Origin of the sequence: Christensenella hongkongensis, assembly GCF_000981035.1 — a bacterium.
Lineage (GTDB): Bacteria > Bacillota > Clostridia > Christensenellales > Christensenellaceae > Christensenella > Christensenella hongkongensis.
Genome location: NZ_LAYJ01000068.1, coordinates 82,748 through 105,663, shown reverse-complemented (window position 1 = coordinate 105,663; position 22,916 = coordinate 82,748). Strand labels below are relative to the sequence as shown.

The following is a 22,916-nucleotide window of genomic DNA, read 5'->3' as shown; positions in this document are numbered from 1 at the left end:
AAACGGAATGATAAAGCAGAGAGTGGTTCTAAATGACATTTCTCCGGATTTCAAGCGGGACAACAGGACTCAGGAAGAATATATCGCAGCGAAAAAATCACAAACGGTTGATTTTATAAAGCGTTACCTCAAAAGCTCGGGCGCACGGGGCGTAGTGCTCGGCGTGTCCGGCGGGGTAGACAGCTTTTTATGCGCGTCGCTGTGTGCGCAGGCGTGCGAAGAAGAGGGAAAGCAAATGTATATCGTCCTGCTGCCAAACGGCGTGCAGTCTGATTTTGCCGACGCGCAGGAGTGCGCGCAGAAAATCATGGAAAACAGCCCGGGCGTCATGTGCGATACGGTTTCCATTGCGGGCGGTTACGAAGGGGCGGTAAGCGACCTTTCGGGCGCGCAGGGCTTTCATCGCGACGCTTATACGTTGGGGAACCTGCAGCCGCGCCTGCGTATGATGTACCAGTATGCGCTTGCAAAGGGAATGCTTGTGGCGGGGACGGACCACGCGACAGAAGCAATCACCGGCTTCTATACCAAATATGGCGACGGGGGAAGCGATTTCAATCCATTGCAGGAGCTGGTAAAAGACGATATCTACGCGATGTCGAAAACCTACGGCGCGCCGAAGGCAGTAATGGAAAAACAGCCTGCCGCAGGGCTTGGGATATCCCAAACGGACGAGGAAGAGCTGGGCATCCGTTACGCGGATATCTGCGCCTACCTGAAAGGGAACGTGATCGCAAAGGAACCGATGGAAAAACTGGAAGCGGCATACGACCGTTCCATGCACAAACGGTCAATGGCGGCCTCCTTAAAGGACGAATATACAAAGAAAGCGCAGGTTACGCGCATCCATATCGGCAATGTCGGGGATGGGCGCGTCCTCAAAAGCACGATTTGCGATATCAACGCCCATCCGGAGCAGAATGTATTATATGTGACAGGCGAACCGCTCCATGAGGCGTTTTATAACGAAATCAAAAAAACGGTCAATACGCCTGTGGCCCGTTATAACGTATTTCAACCGAAAGGAGAAAGTGGCGTAAACAGTGCGTTTGGCGATTTGCTGGACAATGCCGCAGATCATGTGGTGGTGTCAGGCGAAGTAGGGGAAACGTTGCAGCGCATTATGCTCAGCCTGATGAACAGCAGGCGGGAAGTGGTTCTGCTGAAAGATTGCCTTACAAAAGTCAAAAAATAATGAGGGGATAGTATGGACATTTTTAAATATGTGGATGAAGTAGTTGATTACTATGAGGAAATCCAGTATAAATATAAAAATATTGCTCACGATCTGAAGCACATGATGGAGGAGCTGATCGTTAAAAATTCAGAGTATACGCTCAATATTTCCTATCGTGTCAAGGAATCGGAGAGCGTGCGGGAAAAGCTCGTAAGAAACAGCTACTACCGCCTGCATACCACCAAGGAAGAGATCGTGGCAAATATACAGGATATCATCGGCCTGCGGATTGAATGCAAGTTCAACGACGACGAGCAGTATGTGTATTCGTTGATGCTGAAGCTCTTTGACAAAACGGACGACCAGATATTTTATTACAATGAGAAGTTTCCAAAAATGCGCTTTAAGCTCAATGAAAAGCAGCCGGTTAAGCAGAAAAACGGATTTGATATCTATAAAATCGATGCGCGCTACGAGGACCACAAGGGCGAAGCGGATGAGATACGCGTTAATTTTGAGGTTCAGGTCAAGTCCATGATCAATATGTTCTGGGGAGAGATCGAGCACCGCATCATTTATAAGAACCCGTCTTACTTCATGGTAGAGCAGCAGGTGGTGGAAAGCCTTGTATCCATCAAGGAAAACCTGAACCTTGTCGACCACCAGCTTCACGACCTTTATAAGCGGTATAAGCGCGACGACAGCTCAAAGCTCCACTACCGCAAAGAAAATATTGAAAATATTATCTCCAAGCTGATTCACGATACCATCGCGCGGAAAATGAAAAACGACCTTGGGTTCGTCGTGCAGTTCAAGGACAGCTGCGACAGCATTGTGGAATATATTTTTATTGTGAACAATGCCGCGCAAATGGAGGATTATGGCCGTGTAATGACGGAGATGTTCTACATTACCGGAACCATGGCGGGTGAAGAAATGAATTTTCGCGAAGCGCTTGAGCTGGAACGCGAATTTAATACCGGGGATCCGTTTATCGATACGGTGGGCGTTACAATCCAAAAGCTGATGAACGTAGATTTCAACTGGCATCTTTACTGCATGATTCTCTTTGAACTGGAACGCGGCAGCAGGATCGATGCGCTCGAAACCTTTATCCGTTACTACAAGGGAAGGCTTACCGCCAATGCGGAGCTGCACAGGCTCGACGAGGTATTCCCCGCGGAAACGGCGCAAAAAATCAGGACGGACCTCATCAACGAAATGGGTTATGTGTTCCGCCGCAACGTGGACATTGCGCTGCTGCAAAACGAAGGCATCTGCGAGTTGACAAAGGCGCTCAAAAAGACGGTGGCAAATATCATCAAAGACAATCCGGACTGGAACAAGGAAAAAAGCATCTATTTCCTGTATCTGAACAACAGCGTAAACCTCGAGTCGCGGAATTAAGAAAAATTGACAAGGTAAGTCCTGCGGGCTTATTATGGTAAGACAAGATATTTTAGAAAAAGAGGACGAAACAAGATGAAAATCAAACTGGCTGACGGCAGCGTCAAAGAATTTAAGGATGGGATGACTGCTCTTGAGATCGCAAAAGAGCTGAATCAGAAACTGGGCAAGAATGCGCTTGCGGCAAAGATCGACGGCACGGTCACGGAGTTGTGGACAACACCTGCGGATGGCGCAACGCTTGAAATCCTTACATTCGACGACGAGGATGGCAAAAAGGCAGTTTGGCATACGGCTTCACATGTGCTGGCGCAGGCGGTTAAGCGTTTGTATCCGGATGCGAAGCTTGCAATCGGGCCTGCGACAGACAGCGGCTTTTATTATGATTTCGATACCGAGAAGCCCTTTACAAACGAGGATCTTGCTAAAATCGAAAAGGAAATGAAAAAAATCGTAGCGGAAAATATTCCGCTTACAAAGTATACCCTTCCTCGCGCAGAAGCCATCGAAAAGATGAAAGAGGCGGGCGAGCCGTACAAGGTAGAGCTCATTGAGGATTTACCTGAGGACGCGGTTCTGAGCTTTTACGAGCAGGGAGGTTTTACCGACCTGTGCGCCGGGCCTCACGTGATGAGCACAGGCAAGGTGAAGGTGCCAAAGCTTATGCGGACGGCGGGCGCGTATTGGCGCGGCAATGAAAACAATAAAATGCTGCACCGTATCTATGGCACGGCGTTTCCAACGCAGCAGGAGCTTGACGCGTATCTCAAGCAGCTCAGGGAAGCGGAAGAGCGCGACCACAACAAGCTGGGGCGCGAGCTGCATTACTTTACTACGAATCCCGCGGTTGGGCAGGGCTTGCCATTGCTGATGCCCAAAGGCGCAAAGACAATACAGCTGTTGCAGCGTTTTGTCGAGGATGAAGAGGAACGCCGGGGATATGTGCTGACCAAAACGCCTTACATGGCTAAGAGCGATCTTTATAAGATATCAGGCCACTGGGATCATTATAAGGACGGTATGTTTATCTTGGGCGACGAGGAAAAGGACGACGAGGTGCTTGCGCTGAGGCCCATGACCTGCCCGTTCCAGTATATGATCTATAATGCGGAGCATCATTCCTATAAGGATTTGCCGATCCGCTATGGCGAAACCTCTACGCTGTTCCGTAACGAAGCGTCGGGAGAGATGCACGGTCTCATCCGTGTGCGTCAGTTTACGCTCTCGGAGGGGCATATTATCTGTACGCCCGAGCAGCTTGAGGATGAATTTATGGGAGTCCTCGACCTCATTAAATACAATATGAAGGTTCTTGGCATCGAGAACGACGTATATTACCGTTTTTCCAAGTGGGATCCGAACGACAGGGACAAATACATTGGAGACGCGCAGGAATGGGAACGCGTGCAGGATGCGATGCGCGTGATTCTCGACCATACAGGGCTTGAATATAAGGAAGCGGATGGTGAAGCGGCCTTCTACGGCCCTAAGCTCGATATCCAGTTCAGGAACGTATTCGGTAAAGAGGATACTCTCTTTACGGTGCAGATCGATTTTGCACTTGCCGAGCGTTTCGGTATGACCTATATAGACCGCGACGGACAGAAAAAGATGCCTTATATTATCCACCGTTCGTCAATCGGCTGCTACGAGCGTACGCTTGCCATGATGATAGAAAAATATGCGGGCGCGCTGCCAATGTGGATGATGAGCGAGGAAGTCCGCCTGATGAACATTACAGAAGATGCGGCGGCGTACTGCCACGAATATGCAAAACGCCTCCAGGCTGCGGGCCTGCGCGTTACGGTGGACGACAGGCAGGAAAAAATCGGCTATAAAATCCGCGAGGCGAGAAATGAACGTATCCCCTATATGCTCGTTGCGGGCGAAAAGGAGATCGCGGACGGAACGTTTGCCGTCAGAAGACGCGGCGAAGGCGAGATCGGTAATATGTCCCAGGATGAATTTTTAGAGCTTGCGGTTTCGCAGGATAGGGACAAAGTGATTTTCTGACGGGAAGCTCGCCTTAAAACCGGATGTAGGTACGGCGCTTAGTTTGCTTTGCAACAGAAGGAAATAGCGGAGTAGCGGGGCAAATAGCGCTTGACACGCCTGCTGGGGCTGTGTTATGATTACAAAGTAAAACAAAGCAGAGGCTTACCCGCTTCTCACCTGCCGCCAAAGGCTCAGCAGGTTAAATACAAACAATCGTTTGGTTATTATTGCGGGTAGCGTATGCTGCCCGCTTTTTTTATAAAACGGGATAGAAGACGAATGAAAAGGGTTCTCCAAAAGCGCGGCCGGGCCAAAGCAATATGCAGGCATACAAGGGCCGGCGTATGGGGAAAGTGGGAAAATTGCCCGAACGGGATGAAGGCATTTTCTGGCGACAAGGAGGGAAATACAATCGCAAACGAACCGTTCATCAATGAACAAATCAGAGAACCGGAAGTTAGAGTGGTAGGAGAAGAAGGCGAACAGCTTGGAATCATGTCTTCGCAGGAAGCGCAAAAGATGGCTGACGAAGCGGGGCTTGATCTCGTTAATATTTCTCCGAAGGCAAAGCCGCCCGTCTGCAAAATTATGGACTACGGCAAATACCGCTTTGAACAAAATAAACGGCAGAAGGAAGCAAAGAAAAACCAGAAGATCGTTACGTTAAAAGAAATGCGCCTTTCCGCCACCATAGACAAACACGATATGGAAGTTAAGGCCAAAAACGTCAGAAAGTTTTTGGAAGCGGGAGATAAAGTTAAAATCTCCATCCGTTTCCGCGGCCGTCAGCTTTCCCATACAGACCAGGGCAGGCTCGTCATGAATATGTTCCTTGAAATGCTTGACGACTGTGCAGCGGTCGAAAAAAATGCCAAGATGGAAGGAAGAAGTATGTTCATGATACTTGTTCCCAAAGCGTAAGGCAATTTTAGTTTGGTTTCAAAGAGAAAAGTTTTTATATCGAAGGAGGGCGTAAAGAATGCCTAAGATGAAGACACACAGAGGCGCGGCAAAAAGATTCAGCGTCACAAAATCAGGAAAAGTAAAAAGAGCGAAAGCTTACAAAAGCCACATTTTGAATAAGAAAACCTCCAAGCGGAAGAGGAATCTGCGCAAAGGTACTTATATCAGCGCAGCAGAGCAGAAGAACATTAAAGTTCTGATTCCGTATAAGTAAGAAGAAAGAAAACAGGAGGTAACAAAAATGGCTAGAGTAAAAAGAGCGGTAAGCTCGCATAAAAAACGCAGAAGAGTTTTTAAACTCGCAAAAGGTTATTTCGGAGCAAAATCCAAGCAATATAAATCTGCCAAACAGGCAGTGATGAAATCAATGAATTATGCCTACACAGGCAGAAAGCTCAAAAAGCGCGATATGCGCCGCCTGTGGATTGTGCGTATCAACGCAGAAGCGCGGCAGAACGGTATCAGCTATTCGCAGTTTATGAACGGTCTCAAACAAAACGGGATCGATCTGAACAGAAAAGTACTGGCTGATATGGCGGTCAATGATAAACCTGGATTCAAACAGCTTGCGGAAACAGCAAAGAAAAAGGTTCAGGCATAAGCAGTAAAAATGACGGTTAGGGGATAGGCTGGTACTATCCCCTTTTTTATGCACGGCAGGGAGGCCTGAGGTAAACTGGCGCAGTCAACGAGGCGGTGAAGCTGAATGAAGGAAATTAAAAGCCATTCCAACGAATATATTAAGATGCTCAAGTCCTTAAAACGAAAAAAAGGAAGGGATGATCAGGGCAAATACATTGTTGAAGGCAGCAAGACCATTGAGGAGGCAGTCCGGTACGGGCAGGAAATCGAGTGCATCCTTGTCTCCGACAAAAATAGCATTACAGCGGGCTTTGCACGCCATAAAGGAATTGACCTGATAGCTGTACCATATGAAATAATACAGCAAATTGCAGACACAAAATCACCACCAAAGGAGATTGCCTGCCTCAAAAAGCAGGAAAACCTTCCGGATTATGATGGGAATTTTTATGTAGCGATGGACGATATCAATGATCCTAAAAATCTTGGCACGATTATTCGTACGGCAGACGCCGCGGGGGCGGATGGCGTTTTTATTTCCAGAAACAGCGCTGACCTGTACGGCCCAAAGGCGCAGCGCGCAGCAATGGGCAGTACGTTCCATCTGCCCATAGAGGTGTGCGATCTTATGGAGGCGCTTTCACGGTTACGCGAAACGGGAGTGAAGGTAATTTCCGGGTGCCTGGAGGGAAGCAGCGAGCTTCCGGCGCAGATCGGACGGGCGTGCGTTGTCATCGGCAACGAGGCGCGCGGCATTTCTGCGCAGGTCAGGGAAGCGTCGGACGATTTGTATAAAATTGAAATTTACGGGCGGGCGGAAAGCTTGAATGCAAGCGTTGCCGCGGGTATAATGTTATATGATGTAAGAAAAAATTTAATTTAAGTTTCAATAGATGAAAGGAAAAGAGAATGGTAAGCGAGCAAATAGTAAGCGATGCGCTTGCGGAAATCGGCAGTGCGCAAACAAGTACGCAGCTAAGCGATATCCGTGTCAAGTATCTTGGCAAAAAAGGCGGAATCACCATGCTGATGAAGCAGATGGGCGGCCTTGCCCCGGATGAGCGCCCCGCATTTGGGCAGGCGGTTAACGCGGCAAGAAAGAGTGTGGAGGATGCGCTCCTGCGTGCGGCACAGGAGATCGCACGGCAGGAAAGCGAGCAGAAATTAAAAGCGGAGCGCATCGATATCACGCTTCCAGGCCGGGCGCAAAAGCCGGGCGCGCTGCACCCGCTCACGCAGGTCTATCACGAGGTAAGGGACATTTTCCTCTCTATGGGCTTTGATGTAACCGAAGGACCGGAGGTAGAGCTCGACGAATACAATTTCGAGCTTTTGAATATCCCCAAAAATCACCCGGCGCGCGATATGCAGGATACGTTTTATGTCAGCGAGGATGTGGTTCTAAGGACGCATACGTCGCCAGTGCAGGTACGCACAATGCTTACCCAAAAACCGCCAATCCGCATGGTATGCCCGGGACGTGTGTTCCGTACGGACGATGTGGATGCAACGCATTCGCCTGTATTTATGCAGATGGAAGGGCTTGTCATTGGAAAGAACATTCGCTTTTCCGATTTAAAGGGAACGATCAATACGTTTATCCGCAACTTTTATGGGGAAAACGTCAAAACAAAATTTCGTCCGGGCTTTTTCCCGTTCACAGAGCCGTCCGCCGAGGTGGACGTTACGTGTACGGTATGCGGCGGCAAGGGCTGCGGCGCATGCAAGGGTGCGGGCATGATCGAAGTGCTTGGCTGCGGCCTTGTGAACCCTGTGGTACTTGAAAATTGCGGAATCGATCCCACGGAATATTCCGGATTTGCGTTCGGAATGGGTATCGACCGTCTTGCAAATACCAAATACGGCATCACGGATATCCGCCTGCTGTATGAAAACGACGCGCGTTTCCTGCGCCAGTTCGTATAAGGGAGGGCAAAAGAAATGTTGGCACCATATAGATGGATCTGCGATTATGCAGATGTAAAATCAGACGTACAGACTCTGGCGGATAAGATGGTCATGACCGGAAACGGTGTGGAGGAAATCGTCCTGCTGGGGGAAGATATTGTAAATGTTGTTGTGGGAAAGATCGAGAAGATCACGAAGCATCCTGACGCGGATAAGCTGCAAATTTGTATGATCGACGTAGGAGACGAAGAGCTCCTGCAGATCGTAACGGGCGCGGACAACGTATTTGAAGGGGCGTATATCCCGGTTGCAAAAGCGCCGTCCATGCTTCCGGCGGGACCGATCAAAAAAGGCAGGCTACGCGGCGTGGAATCGTTTGGAATGCTGTGCTCCGGCGGGGAACTGAACCTGAAAGAAGAGGATTATCCGGGTGCAGGCGTAGATGGCATCATGATCTTGCAGGGGGAACCACAGGTTGGAATGGACGTTCGCGAGCTTTTGAACCTAAAGGGCGCGGTAATCGATTTCGAGGTGGGTGCAAACCGGCCTGATTGCCTGTCCATCATCGGTACGGCGCGTGAAGCGGCTGCCGCGGACGAGGTGAGTTTTCATTTGCCTGAGATAAAGTATGAACAGAGCGCCCGGAAAACAGAAGATATGGTCAGCGTGGACGTACAGGCAAAGGACCTTTGCACACGTTATGTGGCAGCCGGCGTGACGGATGTGAAGATCGGGCCGTCGCCCGAGTGGATGCGTATCCGCCTGCGCGAGGCGGGAATACGTCCGATCAATAATATCGTTGACATCACGAATTTTGTGATGCTGGAAACAGGGCAGCCGATGCACGCGTTTGACGCGGCGCAGATCCGCGGCGGAAAAATCATCGTGCGCCGCGCCAGGAACGGCGAGAAGATGAAAACGCTCGACGACAAGGAACGTACGTTCACGGAAAATATGCTGCTCATTTGCGATAATGACGGGCCGATTGGCGTTGCGGGTGTGATGGGCGGACTGGATTCGGAAATCACAGAGCAGACGAAAACGGTTATTTTCGAATCGGCGAAGTTTATGTACGGTAATATCCGCCAGACCTCGCGCGGGCTTGGTCTCGCGACGGAAAGCTCTATGCGTTTTTCCAAGGGCGTGGATGTGGCAACCTCCATGTTTGCGATGCAGCGTGCGCTTACGCTGATAGACGAGCTTGGCGCGGGAACGGTTGCGCAGGGTATGATCGACGTTTTGAGCGAAGATCTGAAGCAAAAGGTCATCAAGGTGGGCGCAGGCAGGATCAACGCAAAGCTGGGGACGAACCTCTCCGCAAAAACCATGCAGCAGCTCCTGAACCGCGTGTTTATCCAGACGGGCCTCATCGGAGACGAACTGGTATGCACAGTGCCGACCTTCCGTTCGGATATTTACGGCGACGCAGATATTGCAGAGGAAGTTGCGCGTATGTACGGATATGATAATATCCCGGAGACAGACGCAAACATCGAGATGCGCCGCGGAAGGGTGTCGGAATTCGAAAGCAAAACGGACCTGCTGAGGGATTACCTCAGAGACAACGGATTTTTGGAATGTATTACCTATTCGTTTACCGGACCACAGGATTATGCAAAAATAGGTGTAGAGGTACCGCAAAGCGTCAAAATTATCAATCCGCTCGGTGACGATACTTCCCTTATGCGTACGACGCTCGTGCCGCATATGCTCGGCGTGGTAGCCATGAACCAGAACCGCAAAAACGACGATCTTCAGTTGTATGAAATATCCCGCGGGTATTTCCCGCAGGAGGGAGAAGCGTTGCCGAAGGAAGTACCGATCATGGTGCTTGCGCAAAGCGGTGGGAAGGATTTTTACGACCTGAAGGGAATCGTGGAAAACATTGTCGCGTTAACCTGTGGAAAGGATATACTTTGCAGGCGTGCACAGACGCCGTATCTGCATCCGGGCATTTCCGCAGATATTTATGTTGGAGATGAAAAAATAGGCGTTATGGGCAGCGTGCATCCCGATACGATGAAACTATTTGAGATGCCTCAGCCAGCGGTAATCGCGCAAATCGATCTTGAGAAGTTATTCGCGATCAGCAAGCCGGAGATCAAGTTTGTGCAGCTTCCCAAATATCCCGCAGCTACGCGCGATATTGCCGTAATTGTGGATGATGAGACGGGCGCGGGCGACATGATGCTTGTCATGAAAGACGCAGGGGGCAAACGGATTGAAAAAATCGAGTTGTTCGACGTGTTCAGCGGAGAGCAGATTGGCGCCGGCAGGAAAAGCGTAGCTTATGCAATTACGATGCGCAGCCCGGAGGGGACGCTCACCGATGAAGAAGTTGAAGCGGTGATGAAGAAAATATTAAAGGCACTGGAAAAGGATTTTGGCGCGCAGCTCCGTTAAAAGCGGTTGTGCAAAGAGCATCAATGTTGTATAATAAAAAAAATGGAGTAAGGCGGTGTGACGCATGGAAAAAATAAAAACAATAGTCAGTATCGGCGGAAAAGAATATACGATCTGCGGTACGGACAGCGCGGAATATATCCACAGGGTTGCACTTAAGGTGAACAGTAAACTGGACGAGATCAAAAAGGGAAATCCGGACCTGAATAATATGCAGCTTGCCATGCTTACTTCCATCAATATTGCTGATGAATATATGAAGCTGTTTGATCAGTTGGAGCTAGCCAAAAAGGAACTGGAAAAGGCGAAAAAGGATTTGGAAAAGTACGAAAAGCCATCGCCCTCTTCCGGCAATCAGGCGAACCGGAATAATCCTTATCATCGCTGAGCGGTTGGCAATCAGGCGGTTGGAATTGAAACAAAAGCAGGATGACTTTCATCCTGCTTTTTGCGTTTTTTTGTTATTTACAGAGACAATTAAACAGATAAAAAATACTTTATTGGCGTTTTGATTTGGTTATGATAATAGAGTATATTTTATGTCGAGCACAAAAATTTTACTTTTTTCATTCGGGACTTGACATAACAAACTGATATAATTATAATTACATTAAACTGATAAAATTAAGTTTACAGTTATGGAGGTTTCCAGATGAAAAGTAAATTCCTGTTTTTAATCCTTGCAGGCGCACTTATGACAACTGGTTTAGCAGCCTGTGCGCCATCTTCCAAAAAGGAGGAGTCGGAATCAATGCAGGCGGCAGGGGCATATCACAAAATATCAGCGGAAGAGGCGAAACAAAAAATAGAGGAAAACAGCGGCATGATCATTGTGGATGTACGAACCCCGGAAGAATATGCACAAGAACATATTGAAGGAGCAATCAACATTCCAAATGAGGAGATAACGGACAAGGAACCGGAACAACTACCAGACAAGGATGCACGGATACTGGTGTATTGCCGCTCCGGTGTTCGCAGCAAACAGGCTGCGGATAAGCTTGTGGTCATGGGTTATGGGAATGTTTACGACATGGGTGGCATCAATGACTGGCCTTATGAAACTGTAACAGAGTGAAAAACAGAATGGAGAAGGTAATGAGAAAACAGAAACGATGGATATTAGCAGCATTTTTGGTGGCAGGTATGGTTATGTTCACGGCCTGTGCGCCTTCCGCGCCAAAAGCGGAAGTGAAAACAGAAAGCGAAGCTTCGCCGCAAACGCCTGCGCAGGATTTGCAAGCGTCGTCAGCACCGCAGGTAACGGAGCTTTTCAATCAGTTCACGGCTGTGGATTCCAATGGAAATGATGTGACGCAGGATATTTTTTCCGGGCATAAGCTTACGATGGTTAATATATGGGCAACCTACTGCGGGCCATGCCTGAACGAAATGCCTGAGCTTGGCGAACTCAACAAGGAATATAAAGACAAAGGGTTTCAGGTTGTTGGAATGCCGATTGACGTCCTCAATCAGGATGGCAGTATTTCCCAGGAACAGGTAGACCTTGTCAATGAGATCGCAGAAAAAACAGGAGCGGATTATACGCATATTCTTCCGTCTCAGGATTTGATCGATGCGAAGCTGAAAAATGTCACGGCTGTCCCGGAAACCGTTTTTGTCGACGAAAACGGCAATCAGGTCGGGAAATCCTATATGGGCGCGCGTTCCAAGGAAAAATGGCAGGAGATTATAGACGGACTGCTTGCATCGATGCCGGATACAGATGACGCACAAGCTCCTCAAAAGGAGGATGCGCAGCAGGCTGCCGGGGTTAGCAGTAACATCAGCGGGGAAACTGCTATGATCAACGCACCGATTTTTTATGAGTTTACAACGACAGATATGGATGGAAATACCGTTACAGACCAGATACTGAACGAGGGCACGCAGCTCACGCTTGCGCTTGTATGGGATCCGGCCTGGGAAGGAAACGCACAGGCGCTGCAAAAAATGCAGGAATACCTGAAGGGCAGTACAGCGATCAATGGAATTGGATTTGTATTGAATGCAGACGGTAAGGAAACAGAAATAAAGGAAACCGCCAATCATGCGGGGGCGGATTTTCCGCAGTTGAAGCCCACGCAGGAGTTGGCCGGATATATCCTTGGTGATGAGCCGCTTGTACTGGCGATTGCACCGTGGGGTAGCGTAGTTGGCAAGCCGCTTGCAGCAGGCAGCGACGTAAAAGAGTGGAGCGCGTGGATCGACGACGCGCTTACGGACGTCAACAGCGGGTGCTGCGGATGAATACGAATACCACGGTAAAAACCGGCAACAAAATCTGGATATTGCTGGCAGCCGTTGGGGCCGTATTTATTGTGATTGGCGTTTTGCGTGGCGAAGCGTTTGTTGTACTGACCAAAGCGGTTAATATTTGCCTGGAGTGTATTGGAATTGGGTAAGCTGTTTATTTGGATTGGCAGCCATATCAGGCACGTCGTGCAGGTTGCCTTCACATTGGTGACAAACGGATATATGGCGGGCTTTACGAACGGGACGATTTACACTGGCGCATCCAAGGCCGTGTGCGTACCGGGATTGAATTGTTATTCCTGTCCCGGAGCGATAGGCTCATGCCCAATCGGAGCATTGCAGGCTGTCCTTGGCAGCAGGGATTTTAAATTTACATTCTATATTGCAGGCTTTTTGATATTTGTGGGCGCCCTTATTGGCAAACTGGTGTGCGGCTGGTTATGTCCGTTTGGACTTTTGCAGGATGCGATCCATAAAATACCCTTTGTCAAAAAATTACGCAAGCTGCCGGGGGACCGTTGGCTGAAATACCTGAAATACGGTATTTTAGTCGGGTTTGTGATTCTCCTGCCATTGCTTGTGACCGATATTATAGGTCAGGGACAGCCGTGGTTCTGCAAATACATCTGCCCTTCGGGAACGCTTATGGCGGGGATTCCACTCGTTGCGGCCGATCCGGGATTGCAGGATGCCGCCGGGGGATTGTTTGCTTGGAAAATCGGGATACTCGTGGTATTGGTGTTTTTGTCCATTGCCGTATACAGGCCATTCTGCCGGTATTTGTGCCCGCTTGGGGCGGTATACGGGTTATTCAACAAGGTTTCGCTGTATCGGCTGATCGTGGATGAGGAAAAGTGTACGAAATGCGGCGCATGCAAAAAGGCGTGCAAGCTCGACATTCCAGTATTCAAGCAGCCGAACAGTCCGGAATGTATTCGTTGCGGAGCGTGCAAAAAAGCCTGTCCAAATGGCGCGATCTGTTCTACGTTTGAGAAGTGGACAAGGGAAAGAAAGGGGATTACGAATGAAGAAATTTGACGCAATTATCATTGGATTTGGCAAAGGTGGAAAAACGCTGGCAGGAAAACTTGCCGCGCGGGGAGATACGGTCGCGATGATCGAGAGGTCGGATCGGATGTATGGAGGGACGTGCATCAATGTCGGTTGTATCCCTTCAAAATCACTGATCAAAAATGCGCGTTTCGCTGCGCTTAGCAAGGGGAGCACGTTTGAGGAAAAGGCGCAGTGGTATAAAAAGGCGATCGCGGAAAAACGCGAGCTTACCGCGATGCTGCGTAAAAAGAATTTTGACAAGCTGAACGACCTGCCAAATGTAATTGTTTTGACAGGGGAAGCAAGGTTCCTGTCCGCCACGCAGGTGGAAGTTGATGAGGGTGAGGGCGGTAACAAGCAGGTATTGGAAGGCGAAAAGATATTCATTAATACAGGTTCGAGCCGGTGTTTCCTCCCATTGAAGGACTTTCGGGCAATCCGTGCGTATATACCAGCGAGGGGATGATGGAGCTTGATATATTGCCGCGCAAACTGGCGATTATAGGCGGAGGCTACATCGGCACGGAATTTGCGTCTATGTACGCGGGCTTTGGCAGCAAGGTGACGGTGCTGCAGGACGGTAAAACGTATCTGCCGCGCGAGGACGAGGACGTATCGCAGGAAGTCAGAAAAATATTGGAGAACAAAGGCGTAGAGTTCCGGCTGGGTGCGCAAATCCATTCTGTGTCGCAAACCGCGCAGGGAGTGGCGCTGCATATGACGTGGAACGGAGAGGAAAGCGTGCTTGAAGCGGACGCAGTTCTTGTGGCAACTGGCCGGCAGCCGAATACGCGGGGATTGGCACTGGAGGCGGCAGGCGTGGAACAGACAGAACGCGGGGCGGTTAAAACCGACAAGTTCCTGTGCACGACAGCGCCGAACATATGGGCAATGGGAGACGTTGCGGGAGGTCTGCAATTCACCTATATTTCACTCGACGATTTTCGGATTGTGTGGTCGCAGGCAGGGGAAGGACCGCTTTATACGGCGAACGACCGGAAGAATGTTCCGAATAGCGTTTTTATCGATCCGCCGCTTTCAACGGTTGGATTAAGAGAAAAGGAAGCGCGTGCGCAGAATCGCAATATCCGCATCGCAAAGCTGCCGGCGGCGGCAGTGCCAAAGGCGCAGGTATTGAAGGAAACAGAGGGCTTTTTAAAAGCGGTGGTCGACGCGGATACGGATGAAATACTCGGTGCGTCGCTTATCTGTGCGGAGTCACATGAGGTCATCAATACGGTGAAGCTTGCGATCGATTCGGGACTTAAGGCGTCAGCTTTGCATCGGCAGGTCTTTACGCATCCGACGATGAGCGAAGCCCTGAACGACCTGTTTGCTCCCATAAAATAAAACTTGTATTTTTGAAACGAAACAATTATGATTACAGTAGAAAAAGCAACGGGAGAGGATGAATATGACAAGTGAATTTACCATTGCGGTGCATGCGCTTGTATTTCTCAATCATAAAAAGGAGAGCAAGAGCAGTGAAGAGCTTGCAAAAAATGTTTGCACCCATCCTGCCAGAATCAGGAAAGTAATGGCAAGATTGAAAAAGGCGGGCCTCGTGAAAACCAAAGAAGGGATCGACGGCGGGTATTCCTTTGATCTCGATCCGGGCTGCGTCACCCTGCGGGATATTTGCAATGCACTGGAGGTAAAGATTGTTTCCGCAACATGGAGATCGGGGAGCATGGACCTTGAGTGCCTGATTGCATCAGGAATGGCGGATGTGATGGATGAAATTTACGGAGGGCTCGACCATTTGTGCAGGGAGAGACTTTCGCACATTACGATTGAACAAATTGACAGGAAAATTTTCAGCGGTAGAAAAAATGAAAGCGTGGCGCGGGGAAAAGAATAGGTTTTTGTGTCAAAACAGATAAAAAACAGCTGTATCATTATATATAATACAGCTGTTTTTCCTTTTATAGAGCCGAAAATCTGGAGATGGGCTTAACCAGCTATCTGTAGATGAAAAGCCGGATAACCGGGAAAAATATCTTCAGGAAGGAAAAAATTTCACAATCCTGCAAAAAATGTTATAATAAAAACAGTAGAAATCATTTCATTTTTTCGGGACAGCAAACTAAATTGAGATAAGGAAGAGGGTTACCTTGCAGCATTCCGTTTTGTTCATGATGAGCGATTATGCAACTGGTGAACGCATCAAAAAACTGGTGGATTGGGAAGCGTTTGGATTCCGGAAGCCGGTAATTGAATATCATGCGGCTTTAGGATTGCGGCGGCTGATGAGCCTGGAGCCTGAGATCGTGATTCTGGACGTAAGATCGCCGCTTGTAGAGCTTGGACAGTTTATCGCGCTTATGCGCAAACAGGCGAAGGAGCTGTTTGTTATACTCTATGATGAGAAGGAAATGATTGCAGGCTGCCCGGCAGGTGCGGACGCAATTTTAAAGTCGGCATGCCTTACAGAAGCCGAATTGAGCAGCTTGCTTTTGAAGGCGTGCGCATCGCTTGAAAATGACGATAAAACAAAAAGCAGCGTGAAATCCGCAAAACCTTTGGAGGGAATTCAAACGCTGTTGCACGGACGGCCCGGGCTGTCGGGCTGGTCAGCACTTGAAACCCTTTTTGACCAGTGGGAAGGATTCGCCGTCCTTATGGTTGGCTGCGAAAACCCGGCAGAAGCGGGCTGCGTGGCGGACATTCTGGAACGTTTTTACGGGCCGAGGGCTGTCCTTTTGCCAGAAGGCCGGAAGCTCTGCATCATATCGGAAAGTGACGACGCAATGGAACTGGAACGGTTGTTGCGTGAAAAATGGCATAAGAGGTTTGTTTGCTGCTGTGGGTTTGCCTCAAATGTGGAAGAACTTCCCGTGGCGTTTCAGGAAACGCAAGCCTTGCTGCAAAACTGTATTTATTTTGGAATCGAGGGAATATTGGCAGACAGCGCTTATTTCAAAAAGCATGCGCAGGGCTTATCGGCGGATACGATTGACCTTGGGCTGCGCCGCCTGACAAGGAGTCTGGCAGTGGGGGATGAAAAAGCGGTGGAAGCGTGTGTAAATGATCTGTACTCGGCACTCAAAAACAGCCTGGACATGGAAAAACGCGATATGCTGCGTCAAAAGCTGGAGGACATTTTCACGCTTTTCAGTATGGGAAAAGGGAGCCCTGAAATGGAAACGCATGCCACGCTTCAGGAGGAGGCCTCCTGTGCTGCAAAGCGTTTTTGTTCACTGGCTGCGTCGCTTGATGGGAATGAGCAAAGATGGGCTGGCGTTGTCATTGATGCTGCGCTTTATATAGCAGCCCATTATTCACAGGATGTTTCGCTTGCAAAAACAGCCGGGCAGGTCGGGATTGCGCCCACCTATCTGAGTTTCCTGTTCCAAAGGGACCTTCATGTCAGCTATATTGCTTTCTTAACAAGGGTGCGTATCAGGAATGCAAAATATCTCCTGCGGGAAAGCGGGGAGACAGTCGGGGCGGTTGCGGAAATGGTGGGGATCAGGGACCAGAGGTATTTCAGCCGTATGTTTAAAAAACATACGGGTATGACGCCCACAGAATATAGAAACAGCGTATTGGGTGAAAGGGAGTGAGGATATGAGGCTTGTTCACTATGCTGCGCCAAGGAAGATCGAAATCATTACGGCAGAAAAGCCGCAGGTCAGCGGGCCGGACGATGTATTGGTCAGGATTGCATATGCGGGAATTTGTGATGATGATATCCCGCTTTACACCATGGATACGGTAAACTGGCCCTTGCCATCCGCAATCGCGGGACACGAGTTTTCCGGCACGGTGGAGGCGCTTGGTGAAAACGCCCGAAAAAACGGTTTTTGCGAAGGGGACCGCGTAAGCGGGCAGGCGTGGCTGTTTTGCGGGACCTGCCATTATTGTAAAGGCGGAATGGAAAACCATTGTATGAATATTAAATGCACGTCCGTCTTTGCAGATTATGCCCTGCTGCACCAAAAGCAGCTATGCAGGCTGCCTGATGAAGTTTCACTTGAGGGCGGCGCGCTTCTGGACCCGGTCACCTATTGCCTTTACAACAGTCTTTACCGTCAAAATTCCTCTGCGCCCAAGGTAATGATATTCGGTGTGAATACTATGTCGCTGATCATGCTGCAGCTTGCAAAAAAACAGGGAGCGGTATTGGTGGATATTGCGGAGAATGACACGGAAAAAGGCAGGCTCGCACTCAGGCTGGGGGCAGATCATGTGGTGCCGGCGGAGCCCGCACAAATCGCTGCGAATGCAATGGATTACACTTTGCAATATGGATATGATATGGTTTATGAAATGTCAAGAAACCCGGATCTTTTGCCTTGCGCCGCACAGATTTTGGCAAGGAGGGGAACGATCCTGTACTCCTATATGTATGACCTGACAACGACGAATGATTTGAGCCTGATGGAGCTGTATATGAAGGAAGCGGTATTGAGGCCGTTTTTTCTCGCGCCCTATATGCTGGAAGCCGCTGCGAGCGTCATGCGGACGCTTGATTTAAAGCCGTTGATCAGCCGGGTATATCCGCTTGAAGAGATTCGTGATGCGTTTTGTGCGCATCTCTCGCAAAAGAATATCAAGATATTGATTAAAATGGCGTAAGCACAAAAGCGGCGGGGCATTAACCCTGCCGCTTTTTAAGAAGCTGGTTATTTGGTGCAGTCAAAAACGATCTTAATATATTTGCCCGAAATTGCATCGTCATAAGCCTGCTGGTACTCATCCAGTGTATGGACACGCTGGATAAGCGGGCGCAGCTGCAGCCGCGGAAGCATCTGGACAGTGCGCGGGAAGCTGTAAGGAGACATCAGGCAGCCGTGAATTGTTTTTTCGCTGAGGTAGCATTCCCTGTACAGGTTCAGCGGAAGATTATAATCGGCTGCATACATGGCGGGATACACGATATGCCCACCTGCGGCTGTCATGGCAAGCGCCTGTTCGCATGCCCGGGGGTTACCGGAGGTTTCTACAATATTGTCAAAACCGCGGCCTTCCGTAATTTCCTGCGTTGCCGCAAGCAGATCATCGTGGACAGGATCAAGTGTGTGGTCGATGCCCACGGATTCTGCAAGCGCACGCTTTTCTGCAACGGGCTCCACAAGCGTGACAGACGATGCGCCTGAAATCCTTGCGATTTGTGAAACAAGCTGGCCGATTCCGCCCCCGCCGATTACGGCGACGCGGTTTCCGATGCGAATTTCAGATTTTTCCACCATACGCAGGGCAATCGCGCTTGGTTCGGTCAGGCAGGCGTCCATAAGGTCTACGTTTTGGGGAATTTTATAAACCTGTGATTCATGCCAGAGGACATACTCCGCCTGGCATGCGTTCCAGCCGTCAAGAAGTACAGGACAAAGGTTTTCCTGCCCGTTCCTGCAAAAAAAGCAGGTGCCGCAAAAACGTACAAAATTTCCGGTTACCTTGTCGCCTGCTTTGAGACCGCGCTTGGTGGCCTTTGATCCGAGTGCGGCCACATAGCCTGACATCTCATGCCCCATGCCGGTGGGGAGCGCGCTTTCCAATAGGCCGGCCAGAATATGGGGATCAGAGCCGCAGATCGCGGAATAAGCGATTTTGATCAAAACGTCTTCATCGCCAACCTTCGGTACCTCCCAGTCGAGCAGCTCCAGCGTTCCGTATTTATGCTCCGCGGGTATTCCGCGCTTTGTCATTGCCAATACTTTCATATTTTTACCTCCAATATCCTTTTGATTCCTTTGGATTTTACTGCAAAAGAAGCTGTTTCATGTTGTCATAAAGGCCTTGAACATCGTAGCCATTTTTGCCATACAGGTATTCCGTCGTTGCGATTGGGACAAAGTGATCGGGGCAGCCGAGCATTTTGAATTTGCAGCACAAGCCTGACTCCATTAGTACTGCCGCTACCTGATAGCCAAGACCGTTTTGGATATTTCCGTCCTGCGCGCAAACGATGCGGCCCGTTTTTGCCGCCGAAGCAACCGCTGCCTTATCGATGGGCTTGATTGTGTGCATATCTATTACACGGATATCCACGCTAAGATCGGCCTTCAGCTTTTTTGCGGCGTCCAGCGCAAGGTGGACAATGCTTCCGCTGCAGATAAAGGCGCCGTCGCCGCCATCCATCACAGTGATGGCCTTGCCGATCTCGTATTTATAATCCCTGTCATAGATTGCCGTTTGCGATTCCCGGCCCATACGGATGTAGATCGGCCCTTCCCATGTGAGCGAGGCTTCGAGTATCTTAGCGATCTGCAATGGATCGCCGGGCTCAACGACTGTCATATTGCCGATTGAGCACATGATGCCTACATCTTCCAGCGCACAGTGCGTCGCGCCCATTGTGCCTGCACTGTAGCCTGCATTATTACCAAGAAACCTTACAGGCAGGCCGTTATAACACACGTCTGTCCTGATTTGTTCGCACGCCCTCATAGACATAAAAGCTCCAAACGTGAAGCAGTAAGGCAGAAAGCCCTCCTTTGCCATGCCTGCTGAAAAGCTGACCATTTCCTGTTCAGCGATACCCACGTTAAATGTCCTTTCCGGATATGCGGCTGCAAAGCCCTGCATTCTGGACGAACGCATCAAATCAGCATTGATTGCTACGATTTTATCATTTTCAGCTCCAAGCCTTGTCATGGTATCGCCTGCAATATCTCTTGCCGCCATCAGGTCGTAATAGGTATATGCTTTTTCTGACATTATTGCCCACCCCATTTCTGTTCAAAAGCCGCAATAAGCTCCTGTTCCGCTTTTTTTCTGCTTTCACAATCGATTTTTCCGGCGTGCCACGCTGCGGAATTTTCCATAAAACCTACGCCCCGCCCCTTGATGGTGTCCGCTACGATCACAACCGGGACTTTGCTTTCCGGACCGGGAAGCTCGTCGAGCACGTCTATAAGCGCACCGATATCGTGACCGTCTGCTTCGATGGCATGCCAGCCATATAAGCGGAATTTATCAGCAAGATTCCCCATATCAAGAACGTCTTTGGATCTGCCGTCAAACGACATATGGTTGCAGTCAACAAACCCGACAATATTTCCAAGCTTATATTGGCGCGCGACCGCAACGGCCTCCCACATGGTTCCTTCGTTCAACTCGCCGTCGCCCATCACAACATAAACCCTGCTTTGCAAATTCCCCTTGAGGCGCAGGCCCTGCGCGATACCGGTTGCCACCGGAAGCCCATGGCCAAGCGAACCTGTGGAAACATCCACGTAAGGATTGAGCAGATTGCATGAGTGCATGGCAAAACGTCCGTTGTCTGTGCAATACTCCCTGTAGATTTCGTCGTAGGTATAACATCCCTTCATTGCCTGGCAAAAGGACGTTACCGCAGAAGCATGCCCCTTGGAAAGGATAAAACGGTCCCGTTCCTCCCAATGGGGGTTTTTAATGTCATAGCGGATGGCATATTGCCAGATTACAGTCATCAGATCCGCGACTGACAGATCCCCTCCCACATGGATCAGAGTCTGTTCACACAATTTTAAGAGCTTCAGCCGGATTTCCAGCGCGTCCTTATCCAGCTTTTTTACCAGTTTTTTGTCTGCCATAAAACCCTCCGTTTCTATCCGGTTTCTTTTGCTTCGCCTGCCGGATACGGCGATCCGGCAGGATTTATGCTTTCGTGTCGGAAAGGAAACAAGCCATTCGTGTAATTTTGGGGTACAATAAGAAATTTTGAATGCAGCTACATTGTAGCAAGCGTAAAATCCCGCAACAATGAGATAGATTTACGTATTACGAAAAAAGTATGTGGATTTTTAAATGTGAATAGTTAAAAAAATATCAAATAAAACATTATGTGGATTATTTTACGGAGTTTTCGTTATTATGGTTTGGAAGCGTCGATACGCGGAAGGGTGAGCTGTACGTCCGTACCCACGCCTTCCGTGCTGTAAAGATTGATTCCATAGTTTTTGCCAAACATCAGTTTGATTCTGGCGTTTACATTACAAAGGCCCACAGAAGCGCCTTTTTTTGAAGAAGTAATCTGCGTATGCCCTTCGGCGAGTACGGCGTTCAGCTCTTTGAGTTTACCCTCCTGAATGCCCAGCCCGTCGTCCTGTATATTGATAATAAGAAGGGATTCGGTGATGTAGGCGCTGATTGTAATGAGGCCCCGTCCGATTTTCATTTCAAGGCCGTGGTAAATCGCGTTTTCAACGATTGGCTGGATAATAAGCTTTGGAACCTGGCATAAAAGGGCATCTTCATCAACGTGATCCGCTTTTTCAAATTTGTTGTTGAAGCGCAGGTGTTGGATGTAAAGGTAATTATCCACATTATCGAGCTCTTCTCTCAAAGAAACGAGGGTGTTGTGATTGCTGATGCTGTAACGGAACAGCTTGGAGAGGGAACGTGTCATGATCTCGATATCCTTCATTCCGTATTCAATCGCCTGCCCGCGGATCGATTCGAGCGTATTATATAAAAAATGCGGATTGATCTGGCTTTGCAGGGCGTCCAGTTCGGCCTGCTTTTTTACAAGCTGTGCGTTTGATTCGCGCAGCATAAGCGTTTTCATATTGTCAAAAAGCATATTGAGGTCGGAAAACATGGGGGAGAAGGGATCGGACTTTTTCAGATGGTCAAACTGCAGGTCGGTTTCACCTTTTACAACGCCGTGCAATACGTTTTCGACTTTGGTAATCGGATCATATATTTTCTTTTTGATGACAAAAATAATGATGGCAAAAAGAACGAGGTAAAGGAAGCTCGCCCATAACAGAAGGGGACTTTCTTCGCTTTTTGGAGGATAAACACAATAAACGGTATAGCCGTTTGAAAGCCTTTGATAATAGGCGGTGTAACCGTCCGTATCTGATACTCCGCTAAGGCTGAAGGAAGAGGAGGTTAAGACGGACTCCGGTGTGGGGCCAGTGGAATAGACAAGCTTTCCCTGCTCGTCGCGGATGGCAAACACGGCTGAGGAATCCTGCAGGGGCGCGAGCTCATAGGTATCCGGATGCAATAAAAACAATTCCATCGTACCAAAGGCAAGATTGGCCTCATAATCACGCATTGCCTCTTCCTGGCGGGTTTGCAGTTTAAAAAAAACCGTGGTATAGATCACCGGGAAAATGATAAGCGCGGCAATACAGATTGAAAAAAGGGCAATCAGGCTCGCGCCTATTTTGTGGACGCGAAAAGTACGTGAATTTTTGAAGAGCATTTTTTTGAAACGGGAAAACATGGAAACCAT

At 49.1% G+C, this 22,916-nt stretch carries 22 protein-coding genes, 1 pseudogene and 1 other annotated feature; of the genes and pseudogenes, 19 read left to right on the top strand and 4 right to left on the bottom strand.

The window, feature by feature from the left end; all coding sequences use genetic code 11:
* Positions 1-7: 7 nt before the first annotated feature.
* From nadE to CHK_RS04000, 19 genes and pseudogenes are all read left to right on the top strand, one after another.
* Positions 8-1,195 (top strand): NAD(+) synthase, encoded by a 1,188-nt coding sequence (gene nadE / locus CHK_RS15555; RefSeq protein ID WP_052740285.1) that lies wholly within the window; start codon positions 8-10, stop codon positions 1,193-1,195.
* A gap of 12 nt (positions 1,196-1,207) precedes the next feature.
* Positions 1,208-2,584 (top strand): GTP pyrophosphokinase, encoded by a 1,377-nt coding sequence (locus CHK_RS04080; protein WP_046442755.1) that lies wholly within the window; start codon positions 1,208-1,210, stop codon positions 2,582-2,584.
* 75 nt (positions 2,585-2,659) lie between these two features.
* Positions 2,660-4,597, top strand: coding sequence for a threonine--tRNA ligase (gene thrS / locus CHK_RS04075; protein WP_046442754.1), 1,938 nt, complete (start codon positions 2,660-2,662; stop codon positions 4,595-4,597).
* 128 nt (positions 4,598-4,725) lie between these two features.
* Positions 4,726-4,844 (top strand) — a sequence feature (ribosomal protein L20 leader region).
* A 110-nt stretch (positions 4,845-4,954) separates the two neighbouring features.
* The gene (infC, locus tag CHK_RS04070; protein ID WP_046442844.1) at positions 4,955-5,500 is read left to right on the top strand and encodes a translation initiation factor IF-3; all 546 of its coding nucleotides are present in this window, start codon (positions 4,955-4,957) and stop codon (positions 5,498-5,500) included.
* A 58-nt stretch (positions 5,501-5,558) separates the two neighbouring features.
* Positions 5,559-5,756, top strand: a complete 198-nt coding sequence (rpmI, locus tag CHK_RS04065; protein ID WP_046442753.1) for a 50S ribosomal protein L35 — start codon at positions 5,559-5,561, stop codon at positions 5,754-5,756.
* Positions 5,757-5,783: 27 nt separating this feature from the next.
* On the top strand, positions 5,784-6,143 hold the full coding sequence (rplT, locus tag CHK_RS04060; RefSeq protein WP_046442752.1) for a 50S ribosomal protein L20: 360 nt from the start codon (positions 5,784-5,786) through the stop codon (positions 6,141-6,143).
* A gap of 105 nt (positions 6,144-6,248) precedes the next feature.
* A complete protein-coding gene (locus tag CHK_RS04055) occupies positions 6,249-7,007 on the top strand; it encodes a TrmH family RNA methyltransferase (RefSeq protein WP_046442751.1) in 759 nt (252 codons plus the stop codon).
* A gap of 26 nt (positions 7,008-7,033) precedes the next feature.
* The gene (gene pheS, locus CHK_RS04050; RefSeq protein WP_046442750.1) at positions 7,034-8,050 is read left to right on the top strand and encodes a phenylalanine--tRNA ligase subunit alpha; all 1,017 of its coding nucleotides are present in this window, start codon (positions 7,034-7,036) and stop codon (positions 8,048-8,050) included.
* 15 nt (positions 8,051-8,065) lie between these two features.
* Complete coding sequence (pheT, locus tag CHK_RS04045; protein WP_046442749.1) at positions 8,066-10,435, top strand: phenylalanine--tRNA ligase subunit beta; 2,370 nt, start codon at positions 8,066-8,068, stop codon at positions 10,433-10,435.
* A gap of 64 nt (positions 10,436-10,499) precedes the next feature.
* Positions 10,500-10,823 (top strand): cell division protein ZapA, encoded by a 324-nt coding sequence (locus tag CHK_RS04040; protein ID WP_052740282.1) that lies wholly within the window; start codon positions 10,500-10,502, stop codon positions 10,821-10,823.
* Between the two features lie 264 nt (positions 10,824-11,087).
* The gene (locus tag CHK_RS04035) at positions 11,088-11,513 is read left to right on the top strand and encodes a rhodanese-like domain-containing protein (RefSeq protein ID WP_046442748.1); all 426 of its coding nucleotides are present in this window, start codon (positions 11,088-11,090) and stop codon (positions 11,511-11,513) included.
* A 20-nt stretch (positions 11,514-11,533) separates the two neighbouring features.
* The gene (locus CHK_RS16035; RefSeq protein WP_235843841.1) at positions 11,534-12,685 is read left to right on the top strand and encodes a TlpA family protein disulfide reductase; all 1,152 of its coding nucleotides are present in this window, start codon (positions 11,534-11,536) and stop codon (positions 12,683-12,685) included.
* Positions 12,682-12,840 (top strand): CD1871A family CXXC motif-containing protein, encoded by a 159-nt coding sequence (locus CHK_RS04025; RefSeq protein ID WP_046442747.1) that lies wholly within the window; start codon positions 12,682-12,684, stop codon positions 12,838-12,840. The genes CHK_RS16035 and CHK_RS04025 overlap by 4 nt, the downstream gene beginning before the upstream one ends.
* A complete protein-coding gene (locus CHK_RS04020; protein WP_046442746.1) occupies positions 12,833-13,729 on the top strand; it encodes a 4Fe-4S binding protein in 897 nt (298 codons plus the stop codon). Before CHK_RS04025 ends, CHK_RS04020 begins: the two co-directional genes overlap by 8 nt.
* Positions 13,659-14,611, top strand: a pseudogene (locus CHK_RS17140) (FAD-dependent oxidoreductase); the annotation flags it as partial. The gene CHK_RS04020 and the pseudogene CHK_RS17140, both read left to right, overlap by 71 nt.
* Before the next feature lie 24 nt (positions 14,612-14,635).
* On the top strand, positions 14,636-15,094 hold the full coding sequence (locus tag CHK_RS17135) for a hypothetical protein (RefSeq protein ID WP_330564920.1): 459 nt from the start codon (positions 14,636-14,638) through the stop codon (positions 15,092-15,094).
* A gap of 64 nt (positions 15,095-15,158) precedes the next feature.
* Entirely contained in the window at positions 15,159-15,605 is a 447-nt protein-coding gene (locus tag CHK_RS04010; protein ID WP_046442745.1) for an RrF2 family transcriptional regulator, read from the top strand.
* Between the two features lie 274 nt (positions 15,606-15,879).
* A complete protein-coding gene (locus tag CHK_RS15550) occupies positions 15,880-17,310 on the top strand; it encodes a response regulator transcription factor (RefSeq protein ID WP_160295588.1) in 1,431 nt (476 codons plus the stop codon).
* 4 nt (positions 17,311-17,314) lie between these two features.
* Positions 17,315-18,325, top strand: a complete 1,011-nt coding sequence (locus tag CHK_RS04000; RefSeq protein WP_046442744.1) for an alcohol dehydrogenase catalytic domain-containing protein — start codon at positions 17,315-17,317, stop codon at positions 18,323-18,325.
* A gap of 47 nt (positions 18,326-18,372) precedes the next feature.
* Here CHK_RS04000 and CHK_RS03995 read toward each other — a convergent pair whose 3' ends face one another.
* From CHK_RS03995 to CHK_RS03980, 4 genes are all read right to left on the bottom strand, one after another.
* Entirely contained in the window at positions 18,373-19,410 is a 1,038-nt protein-coding gene (locus CHK_RS03995; protein ID WP_046442743.1) for a zinc-dependent alcohol dehydrogenase, read from the bottom strand.
* A gap of 37 nt (positions 19,411-19,447) precedes the next feature.
* The gene (locus CHK_RS03990; protein WP_046442742.1) at positions 19,448-20,407 is read right to left on the bottom strand and encodes a transketolase family protein; all 960 of its coding nucleotides are present in this window, start codon (positions 20,405-20,407) and stop codon (positions 19,448-19,450) included.
* Positions 20,407-21,264 carry a transketolase gene (locus CHK_RS03985; protein ID WP_046442741.1) on the bottom strand — a complete coding sequence of 286 codons (858 nt, stop codon included), beginning with the start codon at positions 21,262-21,264 and terminating at the stop codon, positions 20,407-20,409. The genes CHK_RS03990 and CHK_RS03985 overlap by 1 nt, the downstream gene beginning before the upstream one ends.
* Positions 21,265-21,542: 278 nt before the next feature.
* Positions 21,543-22,916, bottom strand: coding sequence for a sensor histidine kinase (locus CHK_RS03980; RefSeq protein WP_052740275.1), 1,374 nt, complete (start codon positions 22,914-22,916; stop codon positions 21,543-21,545).